This window comes from Saccharothrix luteola, from assembly GCF_020859565.1.
Taxonomy (GTDB): domain Bacteria; phylum Actinomycetota; class Actinomycetes; order Mycobacteriales; family Pseudonocardiaceae; genus Actinosynnema; species Actinosynnema luteola.
Window position 1 is genome coordinate 42,790 of record NZ_JAJHUO010000001.1, and the last position, 16,269, is coordinate 59,058.

The window sequence follows — 16,269 nt, forward strand, 5'->3', positions numbered from 1 at the left end:
GGTACCCGTGCCCGCCGGGGTGTCGTCGCGCTCCGGCGATGTCGGGATGCGGACGTTGAGGCAGCTACCCGTTGACCGGATCCGCGTTGGTCTTGACGTCGACCTTGAAGGCGGTCCGCCTGGGGTTGGGGCTGTTGGGCAGGGTGCACACCTCGAACCGCAACTCGGAAGAACGCTGCCGGCCTGAGGTGGCGTACAACAGCACCAGCGGGTTGAGTTCCTGCGCGGACGTGGCGGCGGCGACGCCGGCACCGAGCCGTCGGCCCAGCGGGAGGAAGGCCCACGTCTCTCCTACGCGAACAGGCCGACTTCGAGGTGAAGCGCGGCGACCGGCAACTGCGGATCGGGATATGCCGTCTCACGGCCCGGCTCTGGGCGGTGACCGGCTGATGCTCCGAGTGGCGGTCGCCGCATAGCTGCAGACCGGGGTCGACGCCAACAAGGCACCATGCCGAGCTGCGGCGGCTGGCCCTTCCAGAACCGTGGCCGCCGCAGCCCCGAGAGCGATCCGGGATGGACCGCCGGTCTGATCACTGTTGTGCGAGCTCGTCCCAGAAGGCCAGGTTGTGTTGCCCAGTCCGGTCGAACGGGCCGATTCGGCCGAGGTCGAGGCCTTGTACGTGCGGCGTGGTGTCCGCCGGGTCGACACGAGGCCACGTCGGCAGGCCGGGCAGGTTGGGGTTGCCGGTGGTCGCGAAGCGGGCCCAGTAGTCGGTCATCCGGTCGCCGAGGCGGCGCTGTGCGGCTGTCAGCCGTACGTCGTCGGAGCGCAGGTCGAACAGGTACCGCAGCTCGGAGCCGTGTGAGGCGAGCGGCTCGACACCGGGCGGGAACTCGGGAATCGCCGGTGCCGTGCGGTCGAGGAACTCGTAGGCGTACACCGGGACCTTGTCCGCGAACTGGCGATCCGCCGCACGCTGTGGCCACGTCCAGTCGAGGTCGGTCATGATCGCGGCCACTGCCTGCATCGCGGAACCACCGTGCTCCTCGAGCGGGTACCGCTGTGCGACCGCCGCGGCGTGCGACCCGAAATGCGCGGTCAACGCGGCCACGTAGTCGTCGGGACCGAGATCGGGGAGCAGCAGCGGCGCGAAGAACGTGCCCTCGTCGCGCGTGGTGCCCGTCAGCAGCGGCACGTGGTTGAACCGCCCGGCCGGTACCGCCACCGCGGGGTCCTCCGGCAGCACCGTGTTCCCGAAGGCGGGCAGGGGAAACGCCTGCGCGGCGAGCAGGTCCGGCACCGGCTTGCCGCGCAGGCACTCGAGTGTCGTGCACCCCAGCTGAGCGGCGATGCTCTGGCCGTGTCCCTGCTGCCACTCGTGCGGCACGAACAGCGGCACGTCGAGTACCGGTCGCAGGTCCGCGCCGGCGAAGAAGCTCGGCGCACATGCCGTGCTCTGGGCGATCGCCCGCTGGAACAACCCGGCCGCGCCCGGCGACGCGAGCTGCGCGCACACCGAATGCGCTCCGGCGGACTCCCCGGCCAGGGTGACGTTGTTCGGGTCGCCACCGAACTCCGCGATGTTCTGCCGGACCCAGCGCAGCGCCGCCTGTTGGTCCTCGATGCCGAACGCGCCGCCGTTCGCGAGGCCGGGAAAGCCGAGGAAACCCAGGTTCCCCAGCCGGTAGTTGACGGTCACCACGACCAGGCCGCCTCGCTTGACCAGCCGGGTCGGCAGGTAGTCGCCACCAGCCCCGTTCATGAGCCCGCCACCGTGCAGCCAGACCAGCACCGGTGCCTTCCTGGCCGCACGCGGTGCGGTGACGTTGAGGTGAAGGCAATCCTCGCTGACGCTGGCGGGCCGGCCGCCGACACTGGCCTGAGGACACCGACTGCCCGGCCGGGTCGCGTCCAGCGCACCGGACCACGGCACCGGCGGCACGGGCGAGTGCCAGCGCAGGTCACCGACCGGCGGCGCGGCGTAGGGGATCCCCTCGTAAGAATGGACGTTCGCGTGCGTGGTGCCCCGCACCAGGCCGGCGCTCGTACGCACCACCGCGTTGTCGCTCGCTGCCGCCGGCGTGGCACCCGACACCAACGCGCCAACGGCGACCATCGCCCCCAGAAGTCGTTTCACGATCCAGACAGTGGCAGGCCGGCTCACCGGACACATCAACCAATCGATTGATGATCAAAGTCCGACCGGTTCACTGCGGGCGACAGGCGGGCCGCGCGGACCGTGTGCCGCTCGAAAGTCATCGCTGCACGTCACAAGATCCCTTCCGTACTCGCTGACGAGGTCGAAGGGGTTGTCCGACTCCCGCGCGGCGGCGAGTACAGCCTCGGACTGCAGATGCGACAAGCCCAGCACGGGTGACTCGTTGGACACGTGGGGCGGCGGACGTACTCGGCGGGCGAGTGCTCCAGTACCCGGCCGATGACACAGATGCGGGACAAGCCGGCGACCACGGCCATCCGCCGCGACACGGTGGAGGGCTTGAACCGGGGGACCTCCTGCATCCACCGCGCATACAGCTCCACTTGCGCCCGCCCGACCGACAGCGGCACCAGCTACAGCCCCGAGCTGAACCGGGACCACTGGTGGCGGGCCTCGGTGGCCTCGTTCGGTCTGCCCGCCCGGTCCAGGGCGATGGCGAGGTTGTTCAGCGTGGCGCGTCGGTTGGTCCGGCCGAGGCGGTGCGACGACTGGTCGAAGGTGTCCAACGCGGCGCGGAACGCCTCGATCGCTTCCTCGTGGCGACCGAGGCCGGTGAGCACGGTGCCCAGGCTGTTGCGGGCCAGGCCTGATCGCAGCAGGTCGCCGGTGTCGTAGAACAGCTCCGCCGCCTCACCCAGGTCGGCGAGGGCCTCGTCGGACCGGCCCGCGCTCCGCATCAGGAACGCGCGGTCGGTCAGCGCCATGGCCAGCCCGTCGAAGCGGTCCGCGTGCCGCATGGCCGAGACGGCGTCGTCGAAGGCATCGACGGCCTCCGTCAGTCGGCCCTGACGTGCCAGGGACTGCGCCCGGTAGTGGAGGGCTGCAGCCCGTAACCCCGGGTCGGAGTTCACGGCCTCCACCTCGAGCATCTGACGGGCCAGTACCTCGTTGGCCCGTTCGGGCGATCGTTCGCCGGTCAGGCCGAAGGTCAGCTCTTCGCCCGCACGCTGCGCGGCCTTCGGGTCGGCGGACTCCCGGGCGGCGGCCATCGCCTCGGTGTAGGTCTTGAACGCGGTGTCGAACTTCCGCATCGTGTCCAGCAGCGTTCCCTCGTCGGTGCCGACCTGGCTCGCTTTCGCTGAGCTGTCCGCGTCCTCGAAGAGCACCACGGCGCTCCGGTGCATGGCGTCCGTCGCCTCGTCGAAACGCCGGGCGGCGGCGAAGGCGAACGAGAGGGTCGACCATGCATCCGACTCCTCTTTCGGCCGGTTCGCCGCGTGCAGCACCGCGACTGCGTCCCGCGCGGTCTCGATGGACTGATCCACCGCGTGGATCTCGCGCAACGCGTTGGCCAGGCTGGTCAAGGCCCGGCCTTCGCCGAGTCGGTCACCGGACCGCCGGGCGGCCGTCACCGCCGCGTCGGCGACGGAGATCCACTCCGGATACCGATGCCGCGAGCCCAGGTAGTCGTCCACCGCCAGGACCAGGGCGACCACCACCTCTGGACGGTCGTCGGCGGCGTGGACGGCGGCCGTCAGGTTGGGGCGTTCGGCGTCCAGCCACGACATGGCGCCCTCCCGGCTCGCGAACGGGCCGGCCTCGTGGTCACCCGACAACGCGCGAGCGGCAGCCTGCGTCGTGGTGAGGTAGTGGCCCAACAGCCGGTCCAGCGCCGCGCCGCGGTCGTCGGCCTCGGCGTTGCGCTCGCCCTGCTCCACGGCGTAGATGCGGACCAGGTCGTGCATGCGCCACCGACCGGAGGCGGTGCCGTGCTCGATCAGGTGGGCCCGGGCCAGCTCCGTCGCGATCCGCCGGGCGGTGCGCTCGTCGACGTCGGCGAGCCGGGCGGCCGCGGGGGTGGAGAGCTCCGGACCGGGGTTGACCGCCAGCAACCGGAACACCCGGGCGTGCCGGGCGTCGAGGCGGTCGTAGGAGAGGTCGAAAGCGGCGCGCACCGCGCGGTCCTCGTAGCTCAGCTCGTCCAGCCGGGCGCGCTCGTCCTCCAGCGCGACGGCCATCTCGGCGAGCGACCAGGTCCGGTCGTCGGCAAGCAGCGCGGCCGCGATCCGCAGCGCCAGGGGCAGGTGGCCGCACAGGTGCGCCACGGTCGCGGCGTCCCGGGAGTGGTCGTCCACCCGCCGGTCGCCCTGCCCACCCACCAGGCGCAGGACGTCGCGCAGCACGTCCACGGATGCCTCGGGGGTCAGCACGTCGAGATCGACCAGCCGCGCGTCCAAGCCGCCCATCCGACGGCGGGAGGTCACCAGTGCGCGGGTGTACCCGTCCGTGGGCAGCAGTGGTCGCACGTGCGCCGCGTCCGCGGCGTTGTCCAGGACGACGAGCAGGCGCTTGTCCTGCGTGGCGTATGCGGCCAGCACCGAGGTGTACAGCCGGACTCGGTCCTGCAAGTCCGGCGGGATGCTCGCCGGAGGTACGGCCAGCGAGCGCAAGAATCCCTCCAGTACCTGCCCCGGTTCCAGGCGGCGGGTCGGGTCCTGCCCGGACAGGTCCGCGAACAGCACCCCGCCCGGGAACCAGTCCGGGTTGCCGAGCGCCGCGTGGGCCACCTGCTTGACCAGTTCGGACTTGCCCACGCCCGCCAGCCCTGACACGGCTTGCACCAGCACCCCCTCGGTTGCGGGGTCCAAGGCCGCCAGCACGTCTCGCAGCACGTCGTCCCGCCCCGCGAAGGCCACCGACCGGTCGGGCAGCCCGCCCAGCGCCGGCGTGATCTCCTGCGGGGACTCGATGACGATGTCCCGCCCCTGGATGACCGCGTTGAAGAACTGCCCGCCACTGATCTCGTTGTGCTGCACGTCCCCATGCTCTCGCGGCAGCCAAGGGCTACCCGGGCGCCACGCCCGTCATCCGCCATCGTCGAGGCGGCGGGCGATGGCGTTGGCGTGGCACTCTCAGCAGCCAGGCTGGACGTCGAACCTACGAGCTCTTAACAGAATGATCTTGGTTGTGCTTGATCTTCTCGGATGTGGTGTGGCCCGGCGTCGGCTGCCTGCGTCGTGGTCAGCAAGCAGGAGACAGCCACCGGCCGGAGGAAGGAACGACAGCAGGCGTTCTTCGACAGGCTGCGAGCGGTCTGCAAGAACGGCAATGGCTTTCCCGCACGGGCATGGGACGAACTCGCCGACCTGGCACCACGGGACAACGGCCACCTGGTGCTCCTCGGACGGTGTGCCGCTCGCGCTCTCAATAACGCGCAGGTCATCGGCGTGGAATACGGTGTCGCACGTCTGGCCGTACTTGCCGTCGCGCGGAGCAGGCAGCGCCCAGACGATCTGCGCTTGGAACCGCCAAGAGCTGATCGACAGCGGACAGGTGCCCGGGACGACCAGCGCTGACAACGCCGAGCTGGTAGCCGCGCGTCGACGGATCGCCGAGACTCGAGGCCGAGGTCGCCGAGCACCGCCGCGCCGCAGTGCTTGAGTGCCGGCGACGTCGTGCCTGGTGGATCACACGAATCGGAAGGACTTGAACAGGAACGTGATCGAGCTGCCTGGGGGCACCGGGTTGGCCAGCACGGCGCAACTGGTGTCGGTGTAGAGGACGACCGTGGCGTTGGTCGCGTTGTAGACGCTGGTGCCCAATGTGGACACGAGGTGGCAGTCGCCGATTTCGGGGTCCTCGATCATCTGGCTGCCGCCCACGAGGTCCACGTAGTAGAACGTGCCCTCCGCTCTGCTCAACGAGGCGGAGGCCGATGTGGTCGTCGTTGCGAAAGCGGCGAGGCTGAGTGCCATGGCCGCTGCCGCCCGGTGTGCGCTTCGCATGCCGTTTGCCTTTCAGTCGGGTGTCTCGTCGGGGCGAGTTCGGGTGTACGACGTCGTGCGCGTCCGGTGGCGCGGATGTTGTCGACCACGGGTGCGACCACCTCGTCGAGACGGTGTCGGTGCAGCGTGGCCGCATCCGCCATTCAGGCCGGCCTTACCGGGGGAAGTCCACCGGGTTCGCGCTGTAGGGCAGCCTGCACCTCCCGGGTAATCGTCACAAGAGAAAGAGGCCGAGTTTGCCAAACCGTGATGACCGGAAAAGATCATAAGCGCACAGTGACCGATGCGGCCTTCATCACTCGGTCAGGGTAAATCATGACCCGATATTTACGGGAAGTCGCCGGCGAGGGCGACCGTACGTGGGCATGTCGCAGGGAACGAGGATCGACGTGCGGCACACGAGTGGTTGCTACGGCCCGAACTTGCGCTGGCGAGAAGCGAAGCAGACGATCGGGAAATGGAAAACGGGGTCGCCGCAGGGCTGCGACGGAGAGCGCGATGAGCGGTTCCGACCGGACCGCGGAAAAGATCTCCTGGGTCGACCGCGACATGCCGGTGATGCGGGCGCTCCGAGAGCGCTTCCGCGCCGAGACGCCGCTGGCCGGGCGCCGACTGTCGGTCAACGTGCACCTGCTGCCGTCGACCGTGCCGTTGCTGTCGGCCCTCCGCGACGCCGGCGCCGACCTGGTGGTGTGCGGGTCGAACCCCATGTCGACCGACTCCGACGTCGCGGGTTGGCTCGGCGACCACGGCATGACCGTGCTCGCCCCGGGCCTGGACGACCTGGATGGCGACCGCGAGAGGTTGCTGGCCGCGCTGGACCACCACCCGCACGTGATCGTCGACGAGGCGGACGGGCTCCTCGGACTCCTCTACGCCGAGCGTGAGGAACTGGTGCCCACCATCCTCGGCGCGTCGGTGCACACCCTCACCGGTGTTCGGCGGTTGCACCGCTTCGCCGATCAAGGGCACCTGAGGTTCCCGGTGATAGGAATAGACGGCAGTCCGATCAAACAGCTTTTCGACAACGAGATGGGTACGGCGCAGAGCACGCTCGACGCGATCACCCGCCTGACCCATCCGCTGTTCTACGGTCTGCGCGCCGTGGTCGCCGGTTTCGGCGCGTGTGGACGGGGAATTGCGAAGGCGCTCGCGCACAGAGGTGCCGACGTCATCGTCACCGAGGTCGACCCGGTCCGTGCGCTGTGGGCGGTGACATCCGGCTTCCGGGTGATGCCCGCCGACGACGCCGCGGAGGTGGGAGAGCTGTTCATCACCGCGACAGGCAACATCAACATTTTCAACGGGTCGCACTTCGCCCGGATGAAGGACGGGGTGACCCTGGTCAACGCCGGCCACGGGAACGGCGAGATCGACGTCGCGACCCTCGCCGACACCGCGTCCGACAGCCGCACCGTGCTGCCGTTGGTCACCGAGTACCGCGATGGACGTGGGCGCAGGAGGTTCCTCCTGGCCGAGGGCTACCCGGTGAACACCGCCGGGTCCTCCGGTCACCCGCCGGGGCTCATGGACATCAGCTTCGCCGCGCAAGCGCTGGGGGTCGAGCACCTCGTCAAGAACGCTTCTCGCATGTCGAACACGGTCCACCAGCTGCCGCAGGAGGTGCAGCAGCACATCGCCCGCGCGAAACTCGCGGCGCTGGAGGTGTCCATCGACCGGCAGGACCTCGAGCAACGGCAGTACGACGACCAACTCAGCTTCGCTCCGCGTTGAACCTCGGAAGGCACCATGCTCCACCTCATGCCCTACCGCTCCTGGATCGCCTCCGGTGATGTCGATGACCCCGACGCGCTGAGCCTCGCCGATGACGCCGCGGTCCTGGAGCACGTCAACAGCCGGCCGGTCGACGACGAACGCCCCCTCGTGGTCGTGGAACCGCACTTCGGTCTCGCCCCCAGGGTTCGCTTCCTGTGCCGGGACATCCGGGGTACGGCGGTGGAGATCGCGCTCCGACCGCCGATCGCCGGGCGTCTCGACCTCCTGCCGCACCCCGAAGGCGGCTGGGCCAGGGAGATCTGGCACACCGGGCACGCCTTCCGCCCGGAGGGCTATCCCGCTGAACGGGAGAGCGCTACGGCGCTGCAGTACGCACTCGGACCCGGTGAACGCTCCCGCTGGCACGTCGTGCGCCCCGACGAACTGTGGTTGTGGCAGTCGGGGGCGCCGCTGCGGATGCTGCTCGGCGGCCGCGGCGAGGCACCCGCGGATCCGGAGGAGCACATCCTGGGCGGCGGCTTCACGCAGGGACACACACCCAATCTGCTGGTGCCCGCGGGCACCTGGCAGGCCGCGGAACCCGCCGAGCCCGCCGAAGTCCTGATCACCTGCGTCGTGTCCCCCGGCTGGGACCAAGAGGACTACCGCATCCTGGAAGCGGATCACGAGCGGTCCTGATCCCCGGTGCGCCGCCTGACGTCCCGCCGTCGACGCGGACTCGACCAGCCTGCTGCTCCAGTCCGGTGTGGACCGCGGTGAACGGTTCCGGGCCCGATCGGAGTGGGGCGTCCCCTGCCTCCTGGTGGTGTCCCCTACGGCCGGCGCGTCTGAGCCGCCGTCCGCGCGGTGTGGGGCTGCCGGGGTTCGGGGCGACGCCGTCACCCGCGTACGTGAAGCAGGGTGCCTCCAAGGGTTCCGCTCGACAACAGTGTCCGCGGCGGTGCCGGCTACGCCCACGCAATCTCACTTCCCCGGCGAACGCGTGGACGCTCTTCACCTCAAGGCGGGGATGAGATCCGCCGGAGCGGATCCGGCGGCCGACTGCACCGTGAGGAGAAGTCTTTGGGATGAAGGACCTCGGGTCCTCCGCGAACGGCCGCACGGCAGCCCGGACGGCCCGTCATGGCGGGAGGCCGTTGCGAAGGGCGATGCCGCCGTCCAAGACGTGCGCCGACCGCGGTGTCACCGCACGACGGGCAGGTGCGCGGTGACGTCGCGCAGCACCATCGCGCTCGGTGTGCGGCTTCCGTGCAACACGAACATGTCCGCGACCGGGGTGACGGTCAGGAACAGCGACTGACCCGCGGGGATCGTGGCGGCGACCGACGGCAACTCGATCGTGCGGCGGGTACCGAGGGTGAGGCTGGGCTCCCGGTGCGGCATCACGTTGTTCTGGATCACCCTGGCGTCCAGCGGTGACCTGCCGACGCTCAGCGCGAAGAACGCCCGACTGTCCAGCCCCAGCGTGCTCACCACCGCGTCCAGCACCGGTGACCCGGCGACCGTGAGCGGGCCGTCCGCGACCTTGATCGCCTGCGGCACGCCCACCCCGGCCGTGGTCACGACATCCGGCAGCGCGACCGCGGTCGTCGGCGACACCGAGTCCACGCTGACGCAACCACCCTCAGCGGTCATCAGGTGATAACGCCCGTGACCGGTGAGCGTGCGTCGCGCACCCAGCAGGTTCTCCGCCAGGAACCGCAGCTCCAAGTCGTCATAGCCCCCGTACGCGGCGGAACACGTGTCACCCGCCACGGCGTAACCGCTCGGGACGGCCGTGGGCAGCGTGTGACCGCCGTTGTAGCCGACCAGCAGGCTGTTGGCGCGGGCCCGAGGGGTCAACGCCCGGTCGAAGTTGTCGATCGCCTGGTCCAGCGGGAACAGGTTGTCACTGACGCCCTGGTGCAACAGCACGGGGATGTCCAACCGACGACCCGCCTCGACGTGGTGCGCCGGACCGTTGTCGCGGAAGAACTCGTCCATCGTGGTCGGCCAGTCACCGGTCAGCATCCCTTCGGCGTAACCGGCGTGCATGGTCGAGGTGTGCGCTCGCGGGGCGATGGCGTACAGAGCGGTGACCCACGTGCTGCGCACGACGCCGTTCGGGGCGAGGCTGTCGTTGAGCGAGTGCCACGTGATCTGCGGCGCCAACGCGTCGAACCGCGTCCGACCGGTCCTCATGATCTCGGTGAACGCCCCCGCGAACTGGTAGCCGCCACCGTACGACCCGCCGACCGCGCCCAGAACCGGGTCGTTCGGACCGTTGCGGCGCACCCAGTCCAACGACGCCACGTAGTCGATCACCCGGATGACGTCCTCACCCTCGAACGCCGGATCGGCCACGTGCGCCTTGCCGCCGCTCTCGCCGAAGCCACGCTGGTCGAAGCTCACCACCCCGAAACCCGCATCGAGGTACCGCTGGAAGGAGCCGGGCGCGGACGTGCGGGTACCGCCCCAACCGTCGCCGTGCAGCAGCACCGGCACCCGGCTGTCCCGCGAGGCGGAGGCGGGCTTGAACACGCTCAGGCAGATGTTCGCCGGTCCCGGCTCCAACGGATCGATCTCGGGCACGCCGGCCACGCAGACGTTCACCGGCGCCGGGTGGTCGGCGTGCGCCGCCGGAGGGGTGGCCACGGCGACACCGGCCGCGATCGCCACCGCGACCAGTGCGGTCAGGATGCGCATAGCGGGTTCTCCACTTCGTTGTGGGGGAATCGCAGGGGTGCTTCCCGACGGCGCATCGAGCCGAAGCAGGTGCGGCGCCGGTCGCGGGGCGAGCGTCAGAGGATCCCGGTGCGGGCGACCTGGCCGTACCAGCGCGCGCTGGGCTTGATCGTCCGGGTGAAGGTCTCGCGATCGACCGACACCAGGCCGAACGTCGGCGTCCACGAGCCCCACTCGTAGTTGTCGAGCAGTGACCAGTGCAGGTAGCCCCGCACGTCCACGCCGTCCGCGATGGCGCGCGCCAGGCCGGCCAGGGCGCCGCGGGTGTAGTCGATCCGCTCCGCGTCGTCCGCCGTCGCGATGCCGTTCTCGGTGACCAGGATCGGCACCGCCGGCCCGACCCGATCCGCGGTGTGCCGGACGGCGCCCTCCAGCGCATCGGGGTAGAACTCCCAGCCGGTGAGGGTCCTGCGCGCGTCGGGGTCGGGCTCGATCGGGCCGCCGTCCCCGATGACGACCCGGGTGTAGGCCTGCACGCCGATGAAGTCGTCGTCTCCGGCGACGTCGAGGAACTGGTCCTCGCGGGAGTGCGCCCACTCGGCGGCGAGGTCGTCCGCGCCGGCCGCGGCCTGGAAGTTCTGGTTGGCCACCGTCCAGCCGGACCGCACGCGGGGCAACGCGGCCAGTTCCTCGCGGGCGGCGCGGTGCGCCGCGATCAACGCGTCCGCGACGTCCTGGTCCGGCGGAGGCATCGCGCCGGCCACGTTCTCCTTCCGCTCGCCCCGCTTGATCATGGCGCTCATCATCGCGACCATGTTCGGCTCGTTGACGGTGCACACCCACTCCACGCCGTCGAGGATCGGCAGCACCGACCGCACGTAGGCGCGAAAGCGGGAGACGGCGTCGTCCCCGGTCCAACCGCCCGCCGCGCGGAACCACAGCGGCGTGGTGAAGTGGTGCAGGGTGACCACGGGCGTCAAGCCGCGTTCGAGGCAGCCCTCGACCACCCGCCGGTAGTGCGCGAGCTGCGCCCGCGAGACGTGGCCGGGCGCTGGTTCGACCCGGGCCCACTCGATGCTGAACCGGTAGCTGGTGAGGCCGAGGTCCCGGACGATGTCGAGGTCTTCCGGCCACCGGTGGTAGCTGTCGCACGCGTCGCCGCTGCGCTCGGGCAGGAACGAGTCGGGCGCGTTCTCGAACGCCCACAGGTCGCTGGCGGTGTTGTTGCCCTCGACCTGGTGCGCGGCCGTCGCGGCGCCCCACAGGAAGTCGTCGGGGAAGGTGGCGCTCACGGTCTTTCCTCCGCGGTCGTCTCGGGGATTCACGGGCGCCGGTACGCGCCGGCGGCGAGGAGCTGTTCCTGGCCTGCTCGCGCCTCGGCGACCAGTTTCGCCACGGTCTCCGCCGTGACACCGAGGCCGAACGACCGGAGCTTGTCCAGCGGGATGGACAGGAACATCCGGACCAGCTCGGGCGCGACCGACGATCGGGTGGCGCCCAGGGCCGTCTGCCCCAGGAGAGCGGCCAGCACTTCCCGCCCGGCCGGGTCGGCCCGCCACTCGGCGATGGTGGACTGCGCGGTGAGCGGCACCAGCACGCGGTCGCCGTCGCTGTGGACCGTGGCCTCCAACCGCACGTCCTGCGAGGAGGCGCCCACGCGCACCGCGTACTCACCGGCCGCCAAGGCCCAGCGCTGACCGCGCACGTCCCACGTCCGCAGGTCGGCGGCCGTCAACGGCAGCGTCACGGTCGTCGTCTCGCCGGGCCGGAGGTCGACCTTGGCGAAGCCGCGCAGCTCCGAGCGGGGCCGGGTGGGGTGTGGCTCGACCACACCCGCGTACAGCTGGGCGACTTCCTGCCCGGCCCGCTGTCCGGTGTTCGCCACCGAGAACGTCACCTCCCACGCGTTCTCGGCCACCTCGGTCACCTGCAGGTCGGAGTACTCGAACCGGGTGTAGGTGAGGCCGTGCCCGAACGGGAACGCGACCGGCCGGCCGAGCGTGTCGAAGTGCCGGTAGCCGACGAAGGCGCTTTCCCCGTAGACGGAGATGCCGTCGGCTCCGGGGAACGTGAGGTAGCTGGGGTGGTCGGACAGGCGCAGCGGGATGGTCTCGGCGAGCCGGCCAGACGGCGACCGGTCGCCGAGCAGGAGGTCCGCCGTCGCGGCGCCGGCCCCTTGGCCGAGCAACCAGCCCTCCAGCACCGCGTTGGCGTGGTGCTGCCACTGGGCCACCGAGACGACGCCGCCGTTCGACAGCACGACGACGACGCGCGGCGCGACGGCGGCGACCCGTTCCAGCAGGCCGACCTGATCGGCGGGCAGGTCGATCGTCGTGCGGTCGAAGCCCTCGGACTCGGCGTGCTCGGGCAGGCCCAGGAACACCACGGCGACCTGCGCGTCACGGGCTGCCTCGACCGCCGCGAGCACCAACGCCTCGTCGGCGACGCCGTCCGCGGTGTACCCGGGCGCGAACCGGACCGCGCCCAGCCTCCTGGTCAGCGCGTCCAGCGCGGAGGACAGCTCGGTCGGGACGATGCGCGACGACCCGCCGCCCTGGAAACGCGGGGTGCGCGCGAGTTCGCCGATCACCGCGACGGTGTCCGGTGACGACGGGTCCAGCGGGAGCACGCCGTCGTTGGTGAGCAGCACGGCCGCTCGTGCGGCGGCTTCACGGGCCAACTCGGCGTTGTCCCGTCGGATCGCGGCCAGCTCCTCCTCGGTCGCACGTGCTCGGGCAGCGCCGACGCGCTCCTCCAAGCGGCGCAGGCGGTCGACGACCGCGTCGAGCACCGACTCGTCCAGCTCGCCCCGCTCGACCGCGGCCACGACCTCCGCGTCCGTGCCGGTCGGCGGCATCTCCAGGTCCAGACCGGCCCGCAGCGCGGCGACCCGGTCGTTCACCGCGCCCCAGTCGGACACGACGACGCCGTCGAAACCCCACTCCTCGCGCAGCACGCGCGTGAGCAGCCACGGGTTCTCGCTCGCCGGGACGCCGTTGATCGAGTTGTAGGCGCTCATGACCACGGCCGGGCGTGCGATCCGCACCACGTGCTCGAACGGGCGGAGGTAGACCTCCCGCAGCGCCCGCTGGTCGACCTCCGCCGAGACCCGCATGCGGTCGGTCTCCTGGTTGTTGACCGCGAAGTGCTTGACGCACGCGCCGACGCCGCTGGACTGGACGCCCTCGACGTAGGCGGCGGCGAGCCGTCCCGTCAGGTGCGGGTCCTCGGACAGGTACTCGAAGTTGCGCCCGCCCAGCGGTGAGCGCTTGATGTTCATGCCGGGACCGAGGAGGACGTCCACCTCCAGCGCGGCGGCCTCACGGCCCAGCGCCTCGCCCACGCGGCGCACCAGCTCGGGGTCCCACGTGGAACCGAGGGCCACCGCGGGCGGGAAGCACGTCGCCGGGACGCTGGTCCCGATCCCGAGCGCGTCGCCGCCCTCACCTTGGCGGCGCACGCCGTGAGGCCCGTCGGCGAGCAGGAACGAGCGCACGAGGCCGGGTGCCCCGGTCGAGTGCCAGGTGTCGCTGCCCGAGGTGAGCGATGCCTTGAGCGCGAGCGGAGCGCGCTCGGCCTCGTGGTCGGCCATTGTGGACGGTCTCCTCATCGATGAGCGTGACGGGGCGGCGCTTCGGCGTCCGAGGGTCAGCCCGATTTCCAGCGGGTCGTGTCGATGCCGAGCAGGGTGAGGAAGTCGAGCAGGCGACCGCGCATGTCGATCGCGTCCGGGGCGAGCAGCCACTGCGTCTGCAGCCCGTCGAGGAGCGCGAGGAGCTGCTGCGCCGCCGCTTCGGGGTCGAGTCGGCCGTCCGACACCTCGCCGAGGATGTTCGCGAAGTGCTCGCGGAGGATCTCGTAACGGCGCAGGAAGTACCGGTGCGCCGGGTGGTCGGGATCGCTGGCCTCGTTGGAGAGCTTGGCGTACAGCGCCACGAGACCGGGCGTCATGGCGTTGCGCTCGACGATGTGGACCAGCTGGTCGAGGTGGTCCCACGCGTCGAGGTGCTCGTCGAACAGGACGTCGGCGTCGATCTGGTCGCGTCGTTCGAGCACCCGCATGAGCAACTCGTCCTTCCCGCCCGGGAAGTGGTGCAGGGCGCCGGCGTGGGTCAGCCCGGACGCGGCGGCGATGTCCCGCAGCGACACCGCGAGGTAACCGGACTTCGCGAACAGCTCCGCCGCGGCGTCGGTGATCCGCTCCTTGGTGCGGTCGCCCTTCGTGTACCGCTTGGCGGGGATCGGCGAGCCGCTCTTCACGCGGTCGGGTCCTGCACTCGCCATCGTGTCTCCTCGCGGCGTTATCGAAGTGGTCTGGACATCGAGCCCGCCGATGTGCCTACCATGTGACCCGTAAAACTTACCACATGGTGAGTTCTAGGTCGGTCTGATCCGACCCGGTACGCGGGCGACGAAGCCCGGCACGCAGAACAGGAGTTGCCCATGAGGATCCGCAGGTTTCCGACCGTCGGGACGGCGGGCGCGGTGGCGGTCGCCCTGGCGCTGACCGGGTGCTCCGGAGCGGGCGGCGGGGTCGCGGGCCAGAGCGACCCGACGCTCGACATCGCCACGATGACCATCCCGCAGAGCCTCGACCCGGTCACCGCGATCGGCGGGGCGCTGCCCTTCTTCCAGGCCACCTACGACTCGCTGCTCAAGCGCGAGCCCGACGGCGCGTACAGCCCGATGCTCGCCACGTCGTGGACGTGGGACGAGACCCGCACGAAGCTGTCGCTGACGTTGCGCGACGACGTGAAGTTCGACGACGGCTCGGTGTTCGACGCCGCGGCGGTCAAGGCGAACCTGGATCGCTTCAAGGCGAGCACGGGCGCGAACGCGAAGTGGTTCTCCGGCCTCAAGCAGGTCGAGGTCGTCGACGCGACGCACGTCGTGCTGCACCTGGACGCCCCGGACCCCGCCTACCTGCACTACCTGTCCGACGCGGCGGGCCTCATGGCCAACCCGGCCGCGTTCGCGGACGCGGAGAAGCTCAAGACCACCCCCGACGGCACGGGACCGTACGAATTGGACAGCGCACAGACCGTCATCGGGACGAAGTGGGTCTACCGCCGCACCGGGAGCTACTGGGGCGAGCGCCTGCCGTTCGACGGCGTCACGATGACCGCGTTCGACAACGAGACCGCCATCGTCAACGGCCTCAAGACCGGACAGGTCGACACGGCCGTCATCCAGGACGCCAACCAGCAGTCGAGCCTCGACGGCGCGGTCGGCCTCACCACCACCCCGGTGGACTTCGACTACCAGGGCATCCTGCTGTTCGACCGCGCGGGCAAGCTCACCCCCGAACTCGCCGACGTGCGGGTGCGGCAGGCGCTCAACCACGCGATCGACCGCAAGACCATGCTCGAGCAGATCCGCCGGGGCAAGGGCGCGATCACCAGCCAGGTCTTCGGCACCGACACCGCCGGGTACCAGGAAGAGCTGGACTCCCACTACGCCCACGACCCTGAGACGGCCAAGCGGCTCCTGGCGGAGGCCGGGCACGCCGACGGCTTCGAGTTGAAGATGCCGCGGATGAGCTCCATCGTCACGGAGGCCATCGCCTCCTCCCTGCAGTCCGACCTCGCCGACGTGGGCATCACCCTCACGTGGGTGGCCGTCGACCAGGGCGACGCGTTGCGCCGGATCTTCTCCGACCGCGAGTTCTCCGGGTTCGTGATGAACCTCGGCCAGTCCGCCAACGACTGGCTGGTCATCAAGGACCTCGTGCTGCCGGGTACGTTCAACCTGTTCGGCTACACCGACGACACGGTCAAGGCGCTGGTGCCGAAGATCCAGGCCGCGGCGGCCGGTGAGGCCGAGGACGACGCGCGCGCCCTCAACCGCCACCTCGTGGAGAACGCGTGGTTCGTCCCGTTCTACCGGATGTCCTACGCGCTGGTCACCGACAGCGGCGTCACAGCGCTGCCCCAGTCCGGCATGGCCGTCCCCTCGCTGTACAACTACAAGCCGGCCGGCTGACA

The 16,269-nt window shown here is 70.5% G+C and carries 11 protein-coding genes; 3 read left to right on the forward strand and 8 right to left on the reverse strand.

Features of this window, described 5'->3' with window-relative positions:
- Positions 1 to 64 precede the first annotated feature (64 nt).
- From LNK82_RS00160 to LNK82_RS00175, 4 genes are all read right to left on the reverse strand, one after another.
- On the reverse strand, positions 65 to 205 hold the full coding sequence (locus tag LNK82_RS00160; RefSeq protein WP_230564801.1) for a hypothetical protein: 141 nt from the start codon (positions 203 to 205) through the stop codon (positions 65 to 67).
- Positions 206 to 530: 325 nt separating this feature from the next.
- A complete protein-coding gene (locus LNK82_RS00165) occupies positions 531 to 2,078 on the reverse strand; it encodes a carboxylesterase/lipase family protein (RefSeq protein WP_230564802.1) in 1,548 nt (515 codons plus the stop codon).
- A 434-nt stretch (positions 2,079 to 2,512) separates the two neighbouring features.
- Positions 2,513 to 4,915, reverse strand: a complete 2,403-nt coding sequence (locus LNK82_RS47465) for a tetratricopeptide repeat protein (protein ID WP_230564803.1) — start codon at positions 4,913 to 4,915, stop codon at positions 2,513 to 2,515.
- Positions 4,916 to 5,566: 651 nt separating this feature from the next.
- Entirely contained in the window at positions 5,567 to 5,800 is a 234-nt protein-coding gene (locus LNK82_RS00175) for a hypothetical protein (RefSeq protein WP_230564804.1), read from the reverse strand.
- 486 nt (positions 5,801 to 6,286) lie between these two features.
- Between LNK82_RS00175 and LNK82_RS00180 the strand changes: the two genes are divergently transcribed.
- Both LNK82_RS00180 and LNK82_RS00185 read left to right on the forward strand, forming a co-directional pair.
- A complete protein-coding gene (locus tag LNK82_RS00180; RefSeq protein WP_230564805.1) occupies positions 6,287 to 7,618 on the forward strand; it encodes an adenosylhomocysteinase in 1,332 nt (443 codons plus the stop codon).
- Between the two features lie 27 nt (positions 7,619 to 7,645).
- The gene (locus LNK82_RS00185; protein WP_230564806.1) at positions 7,646 to 8,299 is read left to right on the forward strand and encodes a cupin domain-containing protein; all 654 of its coding nucleotides are present in this window, start codon (positions 7,646 to 7,648) and stop codon (positions 8,297 to 8,299) included.
- 504 nt (positions 8,300 to 8,803) lie between these two features.
- On the opposite strand, the gene LNK82_RS00190 is transcribed toward LNK82_RS00185, so the two are convergent.
- From LNK82_RS00190 to LNK82_RS00205, 4 genes are all read right to left on the reverse strand, one after another.
- Positions 8,804 to 10,306 (reverse strand): alpha/beta fold hydrolase, encoded by a 1,503-nt coding sequence (locus LNK82_RS00190; protein WP_230564807.1) that lies wholly within the window; start codon positions 10,304 to 10,306, stop codon positions 8,804 to 8,806.
- A gap of 95 nt (positions 10,307 to 10,401) precedes the next feature.
- Entirely contained in the window at positions 10,402 to 11,577 is a 1,176-nt protein-coding gene (locus tag LNK82_RS47470) for a glycoside hydrolase family 1 protein (RefSeq protein ID WP_230564808.1), read from the reverse strand.
- A 29-nt stretch (positions 11,578 to 11,606) separates the two neighbouring features.
- Positions 11,607 to 13,877 carry a glycoside hydrolase family 3 C-terminal domain-containing protein gene (locus LNK82_RS00200; RefSeq protein ID WP_230564809.1) on the reverse strand — a complete coding sequence of 757 codons (2,271 nt, stop codon included), beginning with the start codon at positions 13,875 to 13,877 and terminating at the stop codon, positions 11,607 to 11,609.
- Positions 13,878 to 13,933: 56 nt separating this feature from the next.
- On the reverse strand, positions 13,934 to 14,569 hold the full coding sequence (locus LNK82_RS00205; protein ID WP_230564810.1) for a TetR/AcrR family transcriptional regulator: 636 nt from the start codon (positions 14,567 to 14,569) through the stop codon (positions 13,934 to 13,936).
- Between the two features lie 159 nt (positions 14,570 to 14,728).
- On the opposite strand from LNK82_RS00205, the gene LNK82_RS00210 reads away from it, so the two are divergent.
- On the forward strand, positions 14,729 to 16,267 hold the full coding sequence (locus LNK82_RS00210; RefSeq protein WP_230564811.1) for an ABC transporter substrate-binding protein: 1,539 nt from the start codon (positions 14,729 to 14,731) through the stop codon (positions 16,265 to 16,267).
- Positions 16,268 to 16,269: the final 2 nt, after the last annotated feature.

Excerpts from the sequence above, each read along its gene's own strand:
- LNK82_RS00185 (WP_230564806.1), top strand. The coding sequence starts at position 7,646 with ATGCCCTACCGCTCCTGGATCGCCTCCGGTGATGTCGATGACCCCGAC.
- LNK82_RS00190 (WP_230564807.1), bottom strand. The coding sequence starts at position 10,306 with ATGCGCATCCTGACCGCACTGGTCGCGGTGGCGATCGCGGCCGGTGTC.
- LNK82_RS00200 (WP_230564809.1), bottom strand. The coding sequence starts at position 13,877 with ATGGCCGACCACGAGGCCGAGCGCGCTCCGCTCGCGCTCAAGGCATCG.
- LNK82_RS00205 (WP_230564810.1), bottom strand. The coding sequence starts at position 14,569 with ATGGCGAGTGCAGGACCCGACCGCGTGAAGAGCGGCTCGCCGATCCCC.
- LNK82_RS00210 (WP_230564811.1), top strand. The coding sequence starts at position 14,729 with ATGAGGATCCGCAGGTTTCCGACCGTCGGGACGGCGGGCGCGGTGGCG.